Source organism: Vibrio sp. YIC-376, assembly GCF_052353105.1.
In the GTDB taxonomy this organism is placed as follows: domain Bacteria; phylum Pseudomonadota; class Gammaproteobacteria; order Enterobacterales; family Vibrionaceae; genus Vibrio.
The window spans coordinates 433,117-452,871 of record NZ_JBBWFK010000001.1 but is presented as its reverse complement, the minus strand read 5'-3'; the positions used below and the strand labels follow the sequence as shown (position 1 = coordinate 452,871).

At 43.8% G+C, this 19,755-nt stretch carries 15 protein-coding genes; 10 read left to right on the top strand and 5 right to left on the bottom strand.

Annotated elements, in window-relative coordinates; all coding sequences use genetic code 11:
• Nucleotides 1-134 precede the first annotated feature (134 nt).
• Nucleotides 135-2,957 (top strand): Hsp70 family protein, encoded by a 2,823-nt coding sequence (locus tag WJM94_RS02030; protein ID WP_444492573.1) that lies wholly within the window; start codon nucleotides 135-137, stop codon nucleotides 2,955-2,957.
• A 76-nt stretch (nucleotides 2,958-3,033) separates the two neighbouring features.
• Here WJM94_RS02030 and WJM94_RS02025 read toward each other — a convergent pair whose 3' ends face one another.
• Nucleotides 3,034-3,228, bottom strand: a complete 195-nt coding sequence (locus WJM94_RS02025; protein WP_444492572.1) for a hypothetical protein — start codon at nucleotides 3,226-3,228, stop codon at nucleotides 3,034-3,036.
• An 86-nt stretch (nucleotides 3,229-3,314) separates the two neighbouring features.
• Here WJM94_RS02025 and WJM94_RS02020 point away from each other — a divergent pair, with 86 nt between their 5' ends.
• Nucleotides 3,315-4,001 carry a DNA-3-methyladenine glycosylase I gene (locus WJM94_RS02020; RefSeq protein WP_444492571.1) on the top strand — a complete coding sequence of 229 codons (687 nt, stop codon included), beginning with the start codon at nucleotides 3,315-3,317 and terminating at the stop codon, nucleotides 3,999-4,001.
• A 99-nt stretch (nucleotides 4,002-4,100) separates the two neighbouring features.
• Here the strand turns inward: WJM94_RS02020 and WJM94_RS02015 are convergent, their stop codons facing one another.
• Nucleotides 4,101-5,675 carry a BCCT family transporter gene (locus WJM94_RS02015; RefSeq protein ID WP_444492570.1) on the bottom strand — a complete coding sequence of 525 codons (1,575 nt, stop codon included), beginning with the start codon at nucleotides 5,673-5,675 and terminating at the stop codon, nucleotides 4,101-4,103.
• Between the two features lie 324 nt (nucleotides 5,676-5,999).
• On the opposite strand from WJM94_RS02015, the gene WJM94_RS02010 reads away from it, so the two are divergent.
• From WJM94_RS02010 to WJM94_RS01975, 8 genes are all read left to right on the top strand, one after another.
• Entirely contained in the window at nucleotides 6,000-7,127 is a 1,128-nt protein-coding gene (locus WJM94_RS02010; protein WP_444492569.1) for an aromatic ring-hydroxylating oxygenase subunit alpha, read from the top strand.
• Nucleotides 7,127-8,584, top strand: a complete 1,458-nt coding sequence (locus tag WJM94_RS02005) for an NAD-dependent succinate-semialdehyde dehydrogenase (protein WP_444492568.1) — start codon at nucleotides 7,127-7,129, stop codon at nucleotides 8,582-8,584. The genes WJM94_RS02010 and WJM94_RS02005 overlap by 1 nt, the downstream gene beginning before the upstream one ends.
• A gap of 8 nt (nucleotides 8,585-8,592) precedes the next feature.
• Nucleotides 8,593-9,540: a PDR/VanB family oxidoreductase gene (locus WJM94_RS02000; RefSeq protein ID WP_444492567.1), complete on the top strand. Its 948-nt coding sequence runs from the start codon at nucleotides 8,593-8,595 to the stop codon at nucleotides 9,538-9,540.
• A gap of 62 nt (nucleotides 9,541-9,602) precedes the next feature.
• Nucleotides 9,603-10,676 (top strand): tartrate dehydrogenase, encoded by a 1,074-nt coding sequence (locus WJM94_RS01995; protein ID WP_444492566.1) that lies wholly within the window; start codon nucleotides 9,603-9,605, stop codon nucleotides 10,674-10,676.
• Between the two features lie 57 nt (nucleotides 10,677-10,733).
• Complete coding sequence (locus WJM94_RS01990; RefSeq protein WP_444492565.1) at nucleotides 10,734-11,639, top strand: helix-turn-helix domain-containing protein; 906 nt, start codon at nucleotides 10,734-10,736, stop codon at nucleotides 11,637-11,639.
• A 247-nt stretch (nucleotides 11,640-11,886) separates the two neighbouring features.
• A complete protein-coding gene (locus tag WJM94_RS01985; protein ID WP_444492564.1) occupies nucleotides 11,887-13,626 on the top strand; it encodes an ABC transporter transmembrane domain-containing protein in 1,740 nt (579 codons plus the stop codon).
• A 3-nt stretch (nucleotides 13,627-13,629) separates the two neighbouring features.
• Nucleotides 13,630-15,408, top strand: coding sequence for an ABC transporter transmembrane domain-containing protein (locus WJM94_RS01980; protein ID WP_444492563.1), 1,779 nt, complete (start codon nucleotides 13,630-13,632; stop codon nucleotides 15,406-15,408).
• A 223-nt stretch (nucleotides 15,409-15,631) separates the two neighbouring features.
• Nucleotides 15,632-16,180 carry an MSHA operon transcriptional regulator gene (locus tag WJM94_RS01975; protein WP_444492562.1) on the top strand — a complete coding sequence of 183 codons (549 nt, stop codon included), beginning with the start codon at nucleotides 15,632-15,634 and terminating at the stop codon, nucleotides 16,178-16,180.
• Nucleotides 16,181-16,553: 373 nt separating this feature from the next.
• Here the strand turns inward: WJM94_RS01975 and WJM94_RS01970 are convergent, their stop codons facing one another.
• From WJM94_RS01970 to WJM94_RS01960, 3 genes are all read right to left on the bottom strand, one after another.
• Complete coding sequence (locus WJM94_RS01970; RefSeq protein WP_444492561.1) at nucleotides 16,554-16,772, bottom strand: hypothetical protein; 219 nt, start codon at nucleotides 16,770-16,772, stop codon at nucleotides 16,554-16,556.
• A 113-nt stretch (nucleotides 16,773-16,885) separates the two neighbouring features.
• Nucleotides 16,886-17,998, bottom strand: coding sequence for an HD-GYP domain-containing protein (locus WJM94_RS01965; RefSeq protein ID WP_444492560.1), 1,113 nt, complete (start codon nucleotides 17,996-17,998; stop codon nucleotides 16,886-16,888).
• A gap of 243 nt (nucleotides 17,999-18,241) precedes the next feature.
• A complete protein-coding gene (locus WJM94_RS01960) occupies nucleotides 18,242-19,447 on the bottom strand; it encodes an aromatic amino acid transport family protein (RefSeq protein ID WP_444492559.1) in 1,206 nt (401 codons plus the stop codon).
• Between the last annotated feature and the right edge of the window lie 308 nt (nucleotides 19,448-19,755).

The following is a 19,755-nucleotide window of genomic DNA, read 5'->3' as shown; positions in this document are numbered from 1 at the left end:
CTGCCTTGAGGTACGAACAATATAGGGAATCTCATTTTAAACTGCTGTGATTAGATTCCCGACTCAGTCGTACCTCCTTCTTGGGAATGACAACAATTAGAATCCGTCATCACTTTGGCAGAAAAAGGTTTTGTATGGCATCTCCTCGTTTTCTTGTTGGTATTGACCTCGGCACCACAAACACTGTGGTAGCCTACTGTGAAATTACCGACAACCTTGAACAATCCGAAGTATCCCTATTTAACATCGACCAACTGATTGGTCCTGGTGAAGTGGTTCGTAAACCGCTATTACCTTCTTTTCGCTACCATCCTGCTAGCGGGCAAATCTCTTCTTCTGATTTAACCCTGCCGTGGGAAAACGAGCCTGTTTCTGGCGACATCAAAAATGCCATTATTGGTGAATGGGCACGTGAGTTAGGTGCAAAAGTCGAAGGCCGTCAGGTATCTAGTGCGAAAAGTTGGCTCTCCCACCAAGCCGTGGATCGTAGCTCCGACATTCTTCCCTGGGCTGGTGCGCAAGACGTAGATAAAGTCTCGCCTGTCATCGCCAGCGCAAGTTATCTAAACCACATTCGACAAGCCTGGAACTACCGTCATCCAAGTAACAAGTTAGAAGATCAGGACGTCGTGGTTACCGTACCAGCTTCATTTGATGAGACCGCACGAAAGCTCACGCTTGAAGCCGCAGAGCTTGCCGGTTTAAATAAAATAGTCCTGCTCGAAGAGCCACAAGCAGTATGTTACGACTGGTATGCGCGCCACCAACAAACAGCGGCAGACGAGCTTAAAGAGTTACCTCTGATCCTTGTCTGTGACGTGGGTGGCGGTACGACAGACTTAAGTTTAATTGAAGCTAAGTTCAATGAAGAAGAACTGACCCTAGACCGTATTGGCGTCGGCGACCACCTTATGCTGGGTGGTGATAACCTCGACTTAGCATTAGCGCACCTAGCGGAAAGTCGCTTTACTCTAAATAAAGGGGAACAGAACAAAAAGCTGACTGCAGCAAGCCTCACTAAGCTGATTCAGCAGACCCGAAAAGCGAAAGAAAACCTGCTTTCAGCAAGTGCACCAGAAGACGTAAAAATCACCATGCTTGGTAGCGGCTCAAAACTACTTGGTGGCACCAAGAGTATTGCGCTAAGTAAGCAAGAAGTTCACCAAATTGCGCTTGATGGTTTCTTCCCGCTTTCAGATTTTAATGAAATACCAGACAAACGCCGTAGTGCGGTAGTAGAGTTCGGACTTCCTTACGTTGTAGACCCAGCGGTGAGTAAACACGTTGCTGAGTTCTTATCTCAACATCAGCAAGTATCTCGTGCAGCGCTTGGCATTGAAGATGAAGCACAGAACGCGATTCCGGTTGGCTTATTACTTAACGGCGGCGTATTTAATAGTGACCTTGTCACACAACGTGTCACTACCCTACTTTCTAACTGGCGTGGCGAACCAGTGACCGTGTTGGATAACCCTCATCCTGACTGGTCAGTCGCACTTGGTGCTGTTGCTTTTGGTAAAGCGCGCCGGGGAGCACAACTAAAAATCGGTGGTGGTGCCGCTCGTTCTTACTTCCTGCACTTGCAAGAGAAAAATAAAATGGGTAAAGCCCTATGTCTGCTTGCTAAGGGAACAGAAGAAGGTCATGAAATTCGTCTCAGCGGGCGTCGATTCTCACTGACATTAGGTGAACCTGTTCGCTTCAATCTGCTGACTTCGACCCATGACACACTGACAAACAACATGGCTATTCAAAACGGTGTGATGGTTGATGTCGATCCTGACTTATTTGCACCACTTCCGCCTTACATCACCACATTAGAAGGTGAAGGTGCTGAGCTGCATGCAAACCAGAAAGAGCGTGTTGAGGTACTACTTGCTTGTCAATTGACAGAAGTAGGCACATTGAAAATGGAATGTGTCAGTGCAGAAGACGACAGTAAACGCTGGAAATTAGAGTTTGAAGTTCGTAATAAGCGAGCAGACGACAGCGAAGAAATACAGCTTCATCCGCGATTGAACGAATGTAAAGAGCTGATTGCCCGTCTTTACAGTGGTAACAAGAAAAGTGCAGACAGTGCAGAGATCAAAACGTTAGCTAAAGATCTCGAGAAAAAGCTTGGCAAGCGTGACGACTGGGACTTCACTACTCTGCGTCAGCTGTTTGATGCATTTGCTCAGGGTAGAAAACGTCGCCGCCGCTCAGAGCAACATGAGAAAAACTGGCTTCGTCTTGCAGGCTTTGCCCTGCGCCCTGGTTTTGGAGATGCGACTGATTCCTGGCGTATCGAGCAAGTATGGGGCCTTTACCAACAAGACATTCAGTTTAAGAACCATCAAGGTTGGACAGACTGGTGGGTTTTCTGGCGCCGTATTGCCGGAGGACTTAGCCAAGAGCAGCAAGAGACGATTCTGGCAGACATCGCCAAGTACTTGCACCCTGGTGCGATGAAGAATCCGCAATCAGCCAAAGTAGCACAAGAAATGGGTTATGAATCCATGGTGCGTTTGTCTGCTTCTCTTGAACATCTGGAAGTGGAAGATAAAGTATTGCTGGCAACGTGGTTCCTGAGTAAAGCCATCAACCTCAATCAATTCCAGCAAGCTCACTGGTGGGCAATGGGTCGGCTTGCGTCACGAACACCGCTTTACGGCAGCCAACACAATGTTATTCCACGTGAACAGGCGGAACAGTGGCTTCCAAAACTGCTGGCTCAAAACTGGCAAAAAGAACCGATGATCGCGTTTGCTGCAGTCATGATTTGTCGCAAAACGGGAGACCGATTGTTCGATATTTCAGATGACTACCGCGAGCAGATTCTGACGAAGCTGAAACAGAGTAAAGTACCTGACTCTTGGGTTTCGTTGGTTGAAGAAGTAAAAGAACTCTCAGAAAGCGAATCGAAACGAGTCTTTGGTGACGCTCTTCCAAGTGGTTTAACACTGGTTCATCACTAGACTTTATCTCTCAAACGAATGCTCTTCCAAACGCACAAAGCCCTTTATTAAGGGCTTTGTTTTATCTCATTAGGCATTAATTCAACTCAGTCGTGATGACGACGTCTCTTGTTTCATTATCCATATCGCTAATGCCAACCACTGAGACTTCTCTATCCGACAGCGTCTCAATTATGCTGTCTTCTAATCCGCCATCAGCTAACCAAGAGTAAAATTTATCTGCGATACGCTCCGAACCTTCTCCAACAAACGTTATTGTGACCTTCTTCATTTGTGACACTCCATGAATTTACGATTCAGCCACTTAAGCGTAGTATGTTTGCCAAACATCGACATCAACTAAGGCTAACTTCTTTTATGAGTATCGAAAAATTTGACGCTATTTATCAACGCGCAGCGGAACGTAAAGGCGGTGCAAACCAACTTGAATCGCTACTTACTCCCCCTTTAAGTAAAGAAGAAATAGCAGCGATTCCAGACGACCGTTGGTTAGCAGCATTTTCAATGAAAGTATTTCAGAGCGGAATATCCTGGAGTGTTGTACGTAAAAAATGGCCTAGCTTTGAAGAAGTCTTTTTTGGCTTCAAGATAGAACCTTTACTTATGCTGTCAGACGAGCAATGGGAAGCCAAGTCGACTGACGAACGCATTATTCGTCATCATGCTAAAGTGATGTCGATTCCGGCTAACGCTCGCATGATCCATGAAGCCGCAATCGAATACGGATCATTCGGTAAAATGGTGGCTGACTGGCCTCAGGAAAAAATCACTGAGCTTTGGGCTTACCTGAAAAAACATGGCAATCGCTTAGGTGGTAACACCGGTCCATACACTTTACGCCAAATGGGCGCAGATACGTTCATTCTGTCTAACGACGTAGAGGCTTACCTTAGAAACTGCAAGATCATAGAAGGCGGTAAAGACACCAAGAAATCACTGGATGCCACCACAAAAGCGTTTATGCAGTGGCATCAAGAAAGCGGTCGAAGCTTAACAGAAATCAGTCAAATCATCGCATTTAGCACCGGTGATAACCGAGTGTAACTTTCATAACGTAAAAAGCCCCAAAACAATTTTTGGGGCTTTGTGGCTAGTTGAAATAGGCGGTTTTTTTAGTTACGATTTCAAAGATTAGTTTTATTATTATACTTCTTTTGAAACCATTGCAGTTGGCGGCTTAAAGGTGATTGCATTGACCCCTAACTCTTCAGGGAAGTCTTCCTTCACCATCTTGAATAGTGACGCAACCATAATCACCATCACTGGTAACATTGGCAGTGCAACCACCAAGGTCGACGTTTGCGCCGCTTTCAAGCCTCCCACAGATAGCAGGCCAACACCTACTACCGCTAAACTCAATGTCCAAAACATTCGATTCAATCGAGTCGGTTCTTCTTCCATACCAAGCTTTCTCGACGTCACCATTGCCAATGTATATGCCGATGAGTCTACCGTTGTGGCTAAAAAAACAAAACACAACGCGACAAACACAGGTAATACAACAGTGCTGTATGGCAACGCTTTTACTATCGCCGTTACCGCCGCTGGGATGCCACCTTCCGTTAAAATTTGCGATATTTGCATCGTTGCAGTGTGTTCTAAATTGAGCGCATAGCCACCCCATACTGCAAAGAAAACACATGTACCTGCAGAGCCCCAAAGTACACCATTGAGAATGAACTCTCTGATGGTTCGCCCTTTGGAGATCTTAGCGACGAAGATACCCATCATCGGAGCGTAAGCCACCCACCAAGCCCAGTAGAAAATCGTCCAGCTTCCTGGGAAACTGCTGTGTTTAATTGGCGATGTCCAAGTGTTTATGCGGAAGAAATTATCCAAGAACAAGCCTAAACTATTTGAACCTAACTGTAAGATGAATAAGGTTGGTCCTACTAAAAATACAAATACAAGCAATACCATCGCGAGACCCATATTAATGTTAGAAAGGATCTGGATACCCTTGCCTAAACCATTATATACAGACCAGCCTATCATCAATATCCAAACGGCAAGTACCCCTAACTGAAGCCCAAATGAGTCACCCCACCCAAACGATTCACCTAGTAGTTCTGTAACTAAAGGAACGGATAGTCCTAGTGAAGTCCCTACAGCACCGACAATCGAAAGAATAACAATGATATCAACTAAGCGACCTATCGGACCGTCAACTCTTTTACCTAGCAATGGGCGACATGCTTCGCTGAAACGCATGACTGGGATTCGGCGAACATAGAAGATATATGCCATCGGTACTGCAGGCAGGAGGTAGATTGACCAAGGCACAATGCCCCAGTGCAAAAATGGATACATTGCCCCCCATTCTATTGCTTCTGCAGTACCCTTACTTATGTTCAAAGGCGGTGAATCCATTATGTATATAGGCTCGATAAAAGCCCAGTTACATAATGAAATGCCTATTCCGGCACAAAACAACATCGCAATCCACGATGTTTTACTAAAGTCAGGCTCATCTTCTGCTCTTCCTAACTTAATGTTGCCAATTTTAGTCAAGGCCATAATCAGCATAGCGAAGAAACAGAGCAGACCGATCATCAGATAGAGCCAGCCAAAGTTAGACGTCGTCCAATTGAATAGTGTGGAAATAATAGCTTCCCCTTTCTCTGGCGCTATCGCCAAAAAAAAGCAGCTACTTAAAACAATAATTACAGCGGGAATAAACAAGCTGTAATCAATATTAGCTCGCGATGTAGTACTCACATTTACTCTCCTTAGCATTGCCTATACATGTCAACTAACAGGTAACACTATTTACGTATTACCCACTAATGTCAACCCGGAATGAATACATAGTTAACACAAAAAAAACACATGTTTAACATTAACGATTATATTTAAATATAAGTAAAATCAACAATATGAACAACTCTCTGTCCGTAAAACACAGAGTAAATCAAAATTATCACTAGAAAAATATTTATCATTGTTAACACAATGTGATCTAAATCATGATTTAAAGTTTGTGAAAAATCAGAACTTACTATACATTTCTGTCAACCAATAGTTAACAAAAGGAAGTGAGCGATGAAATTTACAAAAACGATAAAAAAAGAACACCACGAAGACATTGATAACGCATGGACCATTCCAGCTCGTTACTACACAAGTGAAGAAGTATTTGAGACAGAGAAAGAAGTCATTTTTGCCAATTCATGGATATGCGTCGCCCATTCCAGTGAAGTTCGAGAAAAAAATGCATTTATCAAACGCGAAATAATTGGAGAGAGCTTAGTTATTGTTCGCGGGAGAGATGATATTCTGCGCGGGTTCTACAACGTCTGCCCTCACCGCGGTCATCAGTTGATCTCTGAGGAATCAGGAAAAGCGAAAAATGTTATCACCTGCCCTTACCACGCATGGGCGTTTAAATTGGATGGCGAGTTGGTACACGCAACTAACTGCGAGAACGTAAACAATTTCGATAAAGACTTGGCAAGTCTAGTACCATTTCATGTAACGGAATACGCGGGCTTCATTTTTGTCAATCTAAGTCATGACCCAAAGCCAATCAGCGAACAATTGCCCGGTTTAGAAGAAGAAGTGTTCAAAGCTTGTCCGTCAGTCAAGGAGCTGAAACGTGCTGCCCGCTTTGTCAGCCAAACGCCTGCGAACTGGAAATCTATCGTAGACAACTACATTGAATGCTACCACTGCCCTACCAACCACGTCAGTTTCGCAGACTCGGTGGATGTGGGTCAATACGAACATGAGTTTAAGAAGAACTGGTCAGTACAGATCGGTAAAGCTAAACCATCGGATTCATCATACCAATTCGATGAATCGTTGACGGACCCTAAATTCTTCGGTTTCTGGTTATGGCCTTGCACGATGTTCAACATGCCTCCAGGCGGAGACTTTATGACTGTCATTTACGAATTCCCTGTCAGTGCTGGTGAAACCCTACAGTTCTACGATATCTACTTCTTGAATGATGTACTTACCGATGATCAAAAACGTTTGGTCGACTGGTATGAGAACGTATTCCGACCTGAAGATTTGCGTTTGGTTGAAAGCGTTCAAAAAGGCCTAACATCTCGTGGCTACCGAGGTCAAGGTCGAGTCATGGCTGATAAAACTCGCTCAGGTTTAAGCGAGCACGGTATTGCCTTCTTCCACAAATTAGTCGCAGACGCACATCTTGGAGAAAAATAATGAGTTTTAACCAACACTTGCAAGACACTGAACTATTCAAACAAGCCGCTTTTATTAATGGCTCATGGATTAACTCAGATGAAGACATTGTGGTGACGAATCCAGCCACAGGAGAAAAAATAGGTACTGTTCCGAAGCTATCAGAAGCGGCGGTGATCGGTAGTATCGAAATGGCCGAACAAGCCATGGGAAAGTGGAAGTCACTAACGGCAAAACAAAGAAGTAAAACCTTAATGAAATGGTTTTACCTTATCGAGCAGCACTGTGATGACCTTGCATACATCATGACATGTGAGCAAGGAAAACCATTGGCGGAAGCTGTGGGAGAAATTCATTACGCCGCCTCTTTTATTGAGTGGTTCGCCGAAGAAGGCAAACGTATTTATGGTGATGTGATTCCGCAAACGATCGCGTCAAACCGTTTAATGACCATAAAACAGCCTATCGGAGTGTGTGGTGCTATCACGCCCTGGAATTTTCCAGCGGCAATGATCACTCGTAAAGCCGCACCAGCTCTGGCAGCAGGATGCAGCATTGTTGTTAAGCCAGCAACCGAGACACCTTTCACCGCATTGGCGTTGGCAGAGCTTTCACTACGCGCTGGTATTCCAGCAGGTGTATTCAACGTTGTCACTGGTAATTCACGAGCTATTGGGAAACAGTTAACCACTCACCCAAGTATTGCTAAGTTCTCGTTTACTGGTTCGACCCCCGTTGGTCGAACTTTACTGGAACAATGTGCCAGCACTGTTAAAAAGACCTCTATGGAACTTGGCGGCAATGCTCCGTTTATTGTCTTCGAGGATGCTGATCTTGATGACGCAGCCGACGGTGCAATGGTGGCGAAGTTTCGTAACGGCGGTCAAACCTGTGTATGTGTGAATCGTATTTATGTACACGAATCCGTACATGACAAATTTGCAGATAAACTGTTAGACCGAGTCAATGCGCTGCGTGTCGGTAATGGTTTAGAGAGTGATACCAATATCGGCCCAATGATCACAACGAAAGCAGTTGATGACATCAACTCACTGGTTAAGGACGCGCTAGAGAAAGGCGCATCCCTTGCCAACAGTCATCATTCACTTCCAGAAGGTGAAAGGTACATCGCTCCTTTAGTACTGACCAACGTCACCGATGAGATGAACATCGTCCATGAGGAGATCTTTGGTCCCGTTGCAACGCTTATTAAGTTTAGTGATGAAGACGAAGTTCTCGTCAAAGCGAACGATACCATTTTTGGTCTTGCTTCTTACGTTTACACCAACAATATCAACCGCATCTATCGTGTATGTGAGAAGTTGGAATACGGAATGGTCGGGGTAAATACCGGATTAATCTCGAACGAAGTCGCGCCGTTTGGTGGTGTAAAGCAATCAGGCTTAGGTAAAGAAGGATCTAAGTACGGCATCGAAGATTACCTAGAAACCAAATATATCTGTATTAACACGAAGTGAGGTTAGCCATGTCGCATCAGATTGAAGTGAAAGTGACAGGTGTAGAACAGTTGACTGAGCAGGTGAAGTCCTTCACTTTTACAGCACTAAAAGAAAACCAACTCCCGCCTTTCAGTGCGGGAGCCCATATTGGCGTGCAGATCGACCCAGATACAAAGCGCGCGTATTCGTTAACCAGCTCTCCTGCTAACACGGAAGAATATTCGATCGCAGTCCAGCTTGAGCAAAACTCCAAAGGCGGTTCTAAGCTGATGCATGAATCGGTCAAAATTGGCGATATTTTACAAATTGAGCCGCCAAATAATTTTTTTGAGTTAAGTGAAGATAGCGATGCAAAACATATCTTTATCGCTGGCGGTATAGGGATAACTCCATTTATTTCTTACATTCACCAGCTAGAAAATAGTGGATTGAAATACGAACTCCATTACTGTTTCCGTCATCACACATCGGCCGCATTTCTGGATTTCTTAGAGCAGAAACTGGGAGATCGACTGGTTACTCATGAAAGTGATAGCGGCGAACGTCTGGATATTAAAAAGCTGGCGGAACAAAACGACATAAATACCCATTTCTACGTTTGTGGTCCCAACTCACTTATTGACGATACGATCAACTTTACGTCTGCATATGTTGGCGACAGCAACGTACATTATGAAAAATTCACGGTTCAGGTAGAAGAAGGAGAATCCTTCGAAGTTTACTGCGAAAAGTCTGACATCACGTTACAGGTCGCCGAAGACCAGTCGATCATTCAGGTATTAGAAGCGGATAAACGGATTAAAGTCGATTGTTTGTGTCGCAATGGTGTCTGTGGAACCTGTGAAACCGCCATTTTACAGGGTGAAGCGGACCATCGTGACTCCTATCTGACAGACGAAGAACGTGAAGAACAGAAGACCATGTTGATCTGCGTTTCTCGTGCTAAGTCGAAAAGAATTGTGCTGGATTTGTAAGACACAAGCCAAATCTAAAACACTTGCTCAAACCAAAATAGAAAATGAAAACGGAGCTTTCAATGAAAGAGTTTAACATTGCGACGATTCCTGGCGATGGCATCGGGCAAGAAGTCATCCCTGTTGGCGTTGAAGCGCTGCAAGTCGCATGCGCTAAATATGGTATTAAGCTGAACTTCACTGAGTTCGACTGGTCTTGCGAAACCTACCACAAGACCGGAAAGATGATGCCTGACGATGGTATCGAGCAACTTAAAGCATTTGATGCCATTTACCTAGGCGCAGTCGGCTATCCTGGCGTACCCGATCACATCTCACTTTGGGGATTGCTGTTGCCTATCCGCCGAGAGTTCGAACAATACGTAAACCTTCGCCCTGTTCGCCTGTTTGAAGGGGTGACTTGCCCTCTTGCAGGTAAGCAACCTGGGGATATTGACTTCTATGTTGTGCGTGAAAACGTGGAAGGTGAATATTCGAATATCGGTGGCATTCAATTTGAAGGCACGGATGACGAAATTGTCGTTCAGCAAAGCATTTTTACTCGCAAAGGAACAGACCGAATCCTGCGCTATGCTTTCGAACTGGCTAACAGTCGCCCGAGAAAGCAACTCGCGTCCGCAACCAAGTCCAATGGCCTGTTCCATTCTATGCCATACTGGGATGCTCGTGTAGAAGCCATGTCGGAAATCTACCCTCAAGTAGGCGTTGAGAAGTACCACATTGATATCTTTACGGCGAATCTGGTTAAGAAGCCTGAGCATTACGATGTCATCGTCGGCTCAAATTTATTTGGGGATATCTTGTCGGATCTCGGCCCTGCTTGTACAGGTACGATTGCGATCGCGCCTTCTGCGAACATTAATCCAGAAAAAAACTTCCCTTCTATGTTCGAGCCAGTACACGGTTCAGCTCCAGATATCGCAGGGAAAGGGATTGCAAACCCAATTGGGACAGTCTGGGCAGGAGCGATGATGATGCAACATCTGGGTTGCAATGAAGTTCATGATGTTTTGCTAAAAGCGATTGAAGAGTTGCTGCGGCAAGGTGAATGTTTGACACCGGATATGGGCGGAAATGCGACGACGATCTCAATGGGACAAACGCTTGTAGACATACTTCATCATATAAATGAGTAACTAAGGTGTTAGAGCAGTGTTATAATCACTGCTCTTTTTCACTACAGGGTTAATCAAATGACGACTGGGTTCGCAACCAGATTGAATCACCTACTGGAATCAACCACCGTTACACAAAGCGCAATCGCCAGACAAAGTGGCGTCTCGCGTGCCGCGGTTCATAAGTGGACCAAAGGTGGCCAGATAGACGACAACAATCTCGAAAAACTCAGTGAGATCTTTAACGTCGACCCAGTTTGGCTGAAGTATGGTGTACATACTGGCGATGTCTCTAATCAGTCCGATCATGACAGCAGCATTGATATGGTACACCTGAATCATAATGATGCTGAAGTTGTCTCTTGGGAGTGGGACATTAAAACCAATCGCGTAACCTATTCAGAAAACGTAAAAAGTATCTATGGCGTTTCCATTAATACAAACGAAGACTTTTTTGGTCTGCTCGACCCCGCATCACGAGAAGAAATGAATAAGGCTTATGAGCGATTAATTCAACATGGTGGTGCTCACGAAATCGATTTTCGTATTTCAACTGATGAAGGGCCAAGATGGATAACATCGCGTGCCACGAGTATTCGCGAAAATAATACCACAACGAAAATTGTTGGTATTAGTTTGGACAACACCGTCAGAAAACGTAACGAGATCAACGCAGCTCAGTTTGAAACCTTGTTCAAGTTTCTGCTTAATCGTTGCAGTAATATCACCCTATTTACAGACCAGCATGGCACTATCGTGCATTCAAATATCCCGTCAACCAACGCGAACTATTTACCCATCAAAGTGGAATTAGAGCGATTAATTTACCGCAATATCGATTTAATCAATCAAAGCATACAAAACAATCATGACGGAAAAGAGGGAAGCATCGTTTCGATAGACGGAGCCGACTACAACGTAAGTCGTGCTGGACACTTTCTAGTGATTGTTTGTCCACAAGACCTATTCAATATTCAAGAATAATGTAAATGCAAGGCTTTCATGCTCTTACCTTAGCCAAAGCGCCAAAAAGACCGAATTAACATGAATTTCACATAATCTTGTTACACTGGCAGGTTGCAGTAAGAATGCGAGTAATTCGGTAGAGCATATATTCAAAATCAATACAATCTATCGTTTTTGTCTGTGCTCAATATTTGTGCTTGTAAACTTTCCATTTCGCTCAATAATGGTTCCATAAGAATTTCAATAATTTAAGTTGGGAGGCGTAATGAGAATTTTCTGGCAGCTGCGTTGGTATTTCAAACAAAAATGGAAACACTACGTAGGCTCAATTTTACTGTTGGCAATGATCTCAGTCCTCCAACTGATACCGCCAAAAGCGGTGGGCGTTATCGTTGATGGTGTTGTTGATAACACTTTAGATACAAACACGTTAATTATGTGGTTGTTAGGTCTTACCGCCATATTCATCACAATATATGTCTGTAGAATTCTGTGGCGCATTTGGCTGTTTGGAGCAAGTTGGGAACTAGGCACTATCCTGCGTAATAAGCTTTACCGTCACCTTTCAACACAACCTCCGCGCTTTTTTGAACGCTACAAAACTGGCGACTTAATGGCACGTGGTACCAATGATGTAAGAAACATTGTAATGACCGCAGGCGAAGGTGTTCTCACTGCTGCGGACTCATTAATTACAGGTATTGCTGTTCTTATCGTCATGGTGACCCAAGTTAGCTGGAAGCTAACCGTTATGGCATTACTGCCGATGCCGTTTCTTGCCATCATCATTTTCTATATTGTACGAATTCTCCATCAGCGCTTTCGTATAGCTCAGGAAGCATTCTCTACGATGTCGGACATGACTCAAGAGTCGTTAAACGGCGTCCGCATGCTGCGTGCTTTTGGGTTAGAGAAACAAGAACAACAACGTTTTGAGGATGTTGTTGACGATACTGGTGCAAAGAACATCGCCGTAGCCCGTGTGGATGCGCGCTTCGACCCTGTCATTCAACTTACTATCGGCGTGTCGTTTTTGCTGAGTGTTTCTGCGGGTGCATATCTTGTCGACAAGGGAGAAATCTCTCTTGGTGACTTAACCGCTTTCACTATGTATCTCGGCTTAATGATTTGGCCAATGCTGGCGTTTGCTTTCCTGTTCAACATATTAGAACGTGGATCGGCGGCTTGGAATCGCCTGCAAGAAATCTTTGATGAGCAACCTGAAATTGTTAGTGGGAACACTCCATTACAAGATAAGCCTTTACCACTTCAAATTAATATTGATGCGTTTTATTGGTCGACTGATCTACCTCCAGCCCTTGCAGACATTAATGTAACACTGGAACCAGGAAAGATGCTTGGCATTGCAGGCCCCGTTGGCAGTGGTAAGTCAACGTTACTGACACTTCTTCTTCGTCAGCACAACTTGGAGAATGGCTCGATTAAATTTGGTGATGTGTCGATCAAAAACGCACTATTACCACAATGGCGAAATCGCTTCGCCGTGGTGAACCAGAGCCCGTTCCTTTTCTCGAAATCGATCTTTGACAACATCGCATTAGGAAATCCAAAAGCGTCCAAAGAAGAAGTGTATCGAGCGGCAAAACTGGCATGTATTCACGACGACATTGAAAAGTTTCCGGACGGATACAATACCGAAGTTGGTGAGAAAGGCATTACTCTTTCAGGCGGTCAAAAACAACGTATTGCGATTGCACGAGCAATGCTTCTCAATGCTCAAGTACTTGTGCTGGACGATGCTTTGTCTGCCGTCGATGGGCGTACAGAGCATCAAATTCTGAAGAACCTTGAAACACATTATCGTGATCAAGCCTTAATCGTGATTGCGCATCGTTTAACAGCATTGCAAGCCGCAGATGAGATTGTTGTACTCAACCACGGCCACATTACTGAACGAGGTCGTCATAAGCTATTGGACCAGAATCAAGGCTGGTACGCAGAGATGTTACAGTACCAGAAACTAGAACAGGCAATGGAGGATTAACAGATGAAACAGACAAGCACATTTAATCGGTTGTTGTCTTATCCGTTGTCTCAGCCGAAACCTATGCTCAAGGGATTAGGGCTACTGTTTATCGCTGCGTTAGCTAGCGCTGGCGGTCCTTGGCTGATTCAGTATTTTATCGATGAACACATCGCCAAAGGTGATTACTCGCAAAGCGTGTTGATCACTTTGGCCGTTGGTTACATTTCGCTTCAGGTGGTTTCCGCGACTTTCCAGTACCTTCAGTCATTACAATTTAGTATTGTCGCAACGAACACCATTAAAACGATTCGTAAACAAGTATTTTCCGGCGTAATCAAGCAGCCCCTCTCTGCCTTCGATTACACTCCGGCAGGCAAACTGGTTTCTCGAATCACCAACGATACTGAATCACTCCAGCAGTTCTATGAGCTTTTGATTGCGACGGTGGTAAAAAATGCAGTGATGATCATCGTGATGTTGGGAGTTATGTTCTTCATGAGCTGGCAACTTACTCTCGTCGTTATCGTACTGCTGCCGATTGTGATTGGTTTTATGTATCTGTTTAAACAGCTCAGCACAGAAAGTTACCGTAAAATGCGGGACTTACTCACTGACATCAACGCTAACTTAAGTGAATCGATACAAGGGATGAGTGTTGTACAGTTGATGCAACAGGAAAAACGTTTTAACGAGCAGTTTAACGAACTCACTGCCGAGCACTTGGTTGCGTCTAAAAAAGTTATCCGACTAAACGGATATTTATTACGCCCTCTTATGGATCTGTTAGCGGGTCTGGCGTTATTGAGTTTAGTCGCTATTTTTGGTCTCAATGGCGTTGATATGATTGGTGTCGGTGTACTTTATGCGTTCATCAGCTATCTGGGACGTGTTACTGAGCCTTTGATTGAAATGACTCAACAACTCGCTCTTTTGCAACAAGCACTAGTATCGAGTGAGCGAGTGTTCGAACTTATCGACGCAAAAGAACAGACATACGGCGATGATAATCAAGAACTCAAAACTGGTGCTATCGAGATAAAAAATCTGACATTTAGCTACGATGGCAAACAGGATGTATTAAAAGATATCTCGATAAAAGCAGACCACCAAGACTTCATCGCACTCGTTGGCCATACAGGCAGTGGTAAAAGTACCCTAGCCTCGCTGCTAATGGGTTTCTATCCGACTGAAATTGGCAACTTGCTTATTGATGACCGCCCACTAAATACGCTCGCGAAACATGTACTTCGTAAAGACGTGGCAATGGTTCAACAAGATCCTCATATTCTTCCGGAATCAGTTCGAGAGAACATTTCTCTGGGGCGTATGGTGAAGGATACAGAGATATGGGATGCCTTAGAGAAGGTCGGTTTATCGGAACAAATCCGTCGCTACCCTAACGGATTGGATACTCAGTTAGGTCAAGGGGAAACCAACCTGTCGGCAGGCCAGAAACAACTGCTTGCTTTGGCTCGCGTATTGGTAGCAAAACCTAAGATTCTCATACTGGATGAAGCCACGGCAAACATTGACTCAGGCACAGAGGCATTGATTCAAAAGAGCCTATCGGTATTACGTCAAAATATGACATTAGTCGTGATCGCTCATCGACTCTCTACGATTTTAGATGCCGACCAAATTGTCGTTCTGCATCATGGTGATTTAGTTGAAAAAGGGACGCACAAATCGCTTCTTACTCAAAATGGACGCTACGCGCAGATGTACCAGTTACAGCAAGCTAGCAGACACCTGCAAGAAATCGAGGAAGAAGAAGCTAATCAATTGGAAGAAGCCGTCTGAGAAATTCGCCCGTAAATGATTTGCGGGCGAGCTATTTAGCAATACATACCTTCACAATCTGCATTTATTTTCTATTTCCTTACCGATTATTGACATAACCACTCGCTAAGTAACGCGATGTCGTTGTAAAATCGTCAATAAATTCAGCCAGTCTAATTATCTAGTGCTCGATGGACTGGTTATCTCTTTCTAATTTTGCATATTAATCTCATGACCAAAGTCCATGGATAAAGATAAGTTTACTAACATTTATCGTTTGCCGGGTTCGATTCAAATTCGTATTGGTAAATGGCAAAAAACGTTCCGCGGAATTTCTGATCTAGTTTTACATCAGGCTCTAATGGAACGTAACAAGCAATTTAAAAAGCCAGACTTTCTTCCGAAGGGCTGGTGCATTACTCCTGTTGATGAAAAAGACATCACCATTACGCATCACGGCAAATACATTCAGACCGTCATGAGAACCATGCTGGACAGAAAAGTGTCTTATAAAAGACTGTTTCTTTCACGCATGAGCGAAGACAAAGCTGAACAAGTGCTTCGTGAGTACAAACTGGAGTGGGTTACAAAGCACAATCAAATTGCGAAAAAGTACAACCAAATAAAGAAAAAGCAGTACATGAACTTCGCGAGAGAAGAAGAAGAAACACTCTACCCTTCTATTCCTAAAGGCGAGTTTGATAAGTCACTGTGGAATAAATTGGTTGTTTCTTCATTTGGCCCAGAGAAGAAATATAAAAATCCGCACTACGTGCGCAAAGCGGACTTTTAAATCATTCGATGAATAACAGTGGCAATTCTTTGTCACTGTTATTAACTGATCAAAGTGCCACAATATGTTGCGCCTTCTATTTTTCTGTATTGTTCCCGGACAATGAGCAAACGCCCGGTGAGTTCTCGTTTCTAATTAGAACTTAATATCACCATATTTAAAGCTTATCAATACAAACTAAATCAGTCTCTTACCCGTTCCCTACCATTACAGTTACCTATTCTTTCTCGCTAGCAATGTTCTAAAATCGGGTTAATAAAATCTGGCAATACCTTCTCTTAGTTATGCATTAACGGTCAATCTGCTGCCCTTGAGGATGAGTTACGCTGCGGCGGTAAAAAGTAGGTGAAAGCCGCAGCTTTGATAGATAGGATTAATGACGAGAATCCGCGCCAAACTCTACTTCTTTGTAAATATCAGCTAATGATTTTTTACCTTGTTTGTCTTTAGCTGAACGCGATCTCTTTGGTTGATAATGATACTCTTGCTCCTGTAATGCGTGTTCATGCTCTTTGGCTGACTCCACAAACTCAGGATTCGCGAGTGCTTGTTGGCGTAAGCGGTTTACTCTTTCTAGGGTTTCCCACAACATACTTCACCTCCAAACGTAATCCAAACCACAACACTGTATGTACGTACAGTATTGTTTATAAAATCCTACTCGTCAATATTTCCACTCCTTAAAAGCGATAACAGAACCCGTTCTTAGTTAGCACAATGCTCAGGAAACTTCTGTATGATTTGTTTTAGATAAACTTGATGCTCACGTAAGACATTGACACACTCACCTGACAATAAGCCGTCATGTACCCATTTCTCTATTTCAATTAGCGCATATGGAATTGACCATGCCTGCCGATTTGGATGATGCGTTGTTAATACGTCGAACGCATTCGCAACAGCAACAATCTGAGCGGCTATCGGAATATCTTTCTCTTGCAACCCATGTGGATAACCAGAACCATTTAAGTTTTCATACTGGTAAGTCACTATCTGCATGAATAGAACTACGCTCGGGTGTACAGGGTTACCAATGCGAGCCACGATGTCGTCTGCAGACTCAATACACTGCTCAATATGCCGGAGAAGTATCGCTTCTTGCGCTGCAGAATAATGGTCTCGGCGACAAGCAATATCTGTTGGAAGCCGAGCATCACTCACAGCATGGAATTGCGCAAAAATACTTATTTGCTCCACTATTTCATCTGTCAAATGATGATGTTCAGCAACTTTAGAACCAATCAAATAAGCGTAAAGTCGCATTCGTTTGGAGTGCGCGTAACATTCTGGACAGTAGCCAGGCATCAGACATTGTTTCCTATCTGCAAGCCTTTCGATCTCTTGCACGACATGATCTTCTGACTCAACAGCAAACTCCACCATATCGAAGTAAGGTTTTAGGCTTTCTAGGGCTTCTAATGTAAACGCGCGGGGTTGAGTTGAATTTAAAAAGACAAAGCCAGAAAACGCGTCATTTTCATAACAAGGAATTGCGGCAGATGAGCGATACCCATGTTCCAGTAAAATTTTAACACGATCACTTTGGCCAATTTCGTAGAGATCATCCACGATACGAGGTAGCCCATTTTGGGCTGCGAAATAGAGATTAGGAAGTTTACGCAAATGAGTTTCGTAGTGAGCCAAGTCCCAGTTATCAAACTCAGTATCTGCGAAAGATTTAAGCAAATCTTGTTCGGGGTGATATTTTGCGAAGGACACCCTATCGATACATGGCAAGTGTGCCTGCATCCTATTTTTCAGCGCTTGCAGTTGCTCATTCAGCGGCTTTGCAAACGGGTAAAAACTACGGTGCGCCATACTTCAACTCCCCAGTTAAGCAAGATACCAGGTGAAAAAGCTCCTTATTATCAGCGATATTTTCTGTTATTAGAGCAAGTTTTCTCCACTCAAATTTTTGATACACCACAACATAAGTGTACGAAACAAAGTTAGATTATCGCCAATTTTTTCAGTGACTATATTTAACTAACTTGATCCACATTAAAAAAGCCAACGAGTATGACTCATTGGCTTTAGGAAGTACCTGAGAAATGGGAGGAATTAACCTAGAGCAGGCAGAACTCCAAGTGTGATTAAAACTTGTGCTACAACTATTCCAGTACCCGCTATTCCTGTAAGAACTAACGCGCCCTGTCCACCAGCCACACGATAATCGCCCTCGAAGTTCTCAGAGCGACGAACTTTGATAACCATCACCAGCGGTAGAAATATTGCGAGTATGGCAAGCGCGATCGCGGCGTACCCTAGCGCCATAATAAATCCTTGTGGGTAAAACAGAGCAAAGCCTAATGGAGGAGTAAACGTAATCAACGCAGCTAACACGCGATTTGGTTTATCACTGCTGCCTTTAATCGTGTCACCCAGGAACTCAAACAAACCCAGGCTTACCCCAAGGAATGAAGTCAGTAGAGCCAAATCTGCAAACACACCTACAATGTTACCCAGATTAGATTGATGAACCGTCTGTGACAATTGGCCGATAAGAGCGCTCAAACCGCCATTTTCGATCAAGGTATCTTGGCTTACTACACCTAAAGTAACTATCTGCCAGAAGATGTAAATAACCAGTGGAATGGTAGATCCAACAAGCACTGCTTTACGCAGCGACGAAGTATCACCATCCAGGTAGTTTACAATTGCCGGGATACTGCCGTGAAAACCAAAAGAGGTAAAAATCACAGGAATCGCAGCAACAATAAGACCTTGTTCAATTGGCATGCTTAACAAGTAAGATTGTGTCACGTTTGGCGCTAAGAAAAACAATACCGCGACCATCGCAAGAAGCTTCATCGAAAACAATACGCGGTTAACTTTATCTACCGTACCAGTTCCAATAGTGACCACCAAAGTAACGATAAGTGTGAAGATGATAGTTGATGTCGATCCTGAAATGTCTAAACCAAACCACTCAGTTAAACGGTCACCAAATTGAGCACCGCCACCAGCGATATAAGCTGCGCACAAAGAGTAGAACAAAAATAGCATCGCGAAACTGGCAACCCACTTCCCCTTCTGACCGAGAATTTGTTTAGCCAGAGTGTGAAGCGTTGCGCTGCTTTCAGCATATTGATGTAGCTCCAGCATGAGTAGCGCTGTAAATGCCATTAAAGCCCAAAGACCCAGCATAATAGCGAGAGAGGTAGAAAAACCGATACCAGCAGAAGCAAGAGGAAGCGCCAGCATTCCGGCACCAATTGTAGTCCCTGCAATAATTAGGGTACTACCAAATACTTTAGAACGACTCATTGTATATATATCTTTACATCTTATTGAATATTATTAGCATCAGATCGTTCGACTACAGAGCAAAACCGACACCATATTTTGTAATGAGCACGATATTGTAGGATCTTCACTATAAGATCAAGTAAAGTGTAAGAATAAAAATCCATAGATGTAATATATTATTTACACCTAGTTGTTTGAACGTAAAATTGCTCCTCCCTCGAATAACCAGATCAAGCTCAATGATATTACTGGTGGAAAATTTCGTGCTGTTTTTTTAACAAGCGTGGCAACGCCCAAGCACCATGGCACTAAATTAATTCAGTATG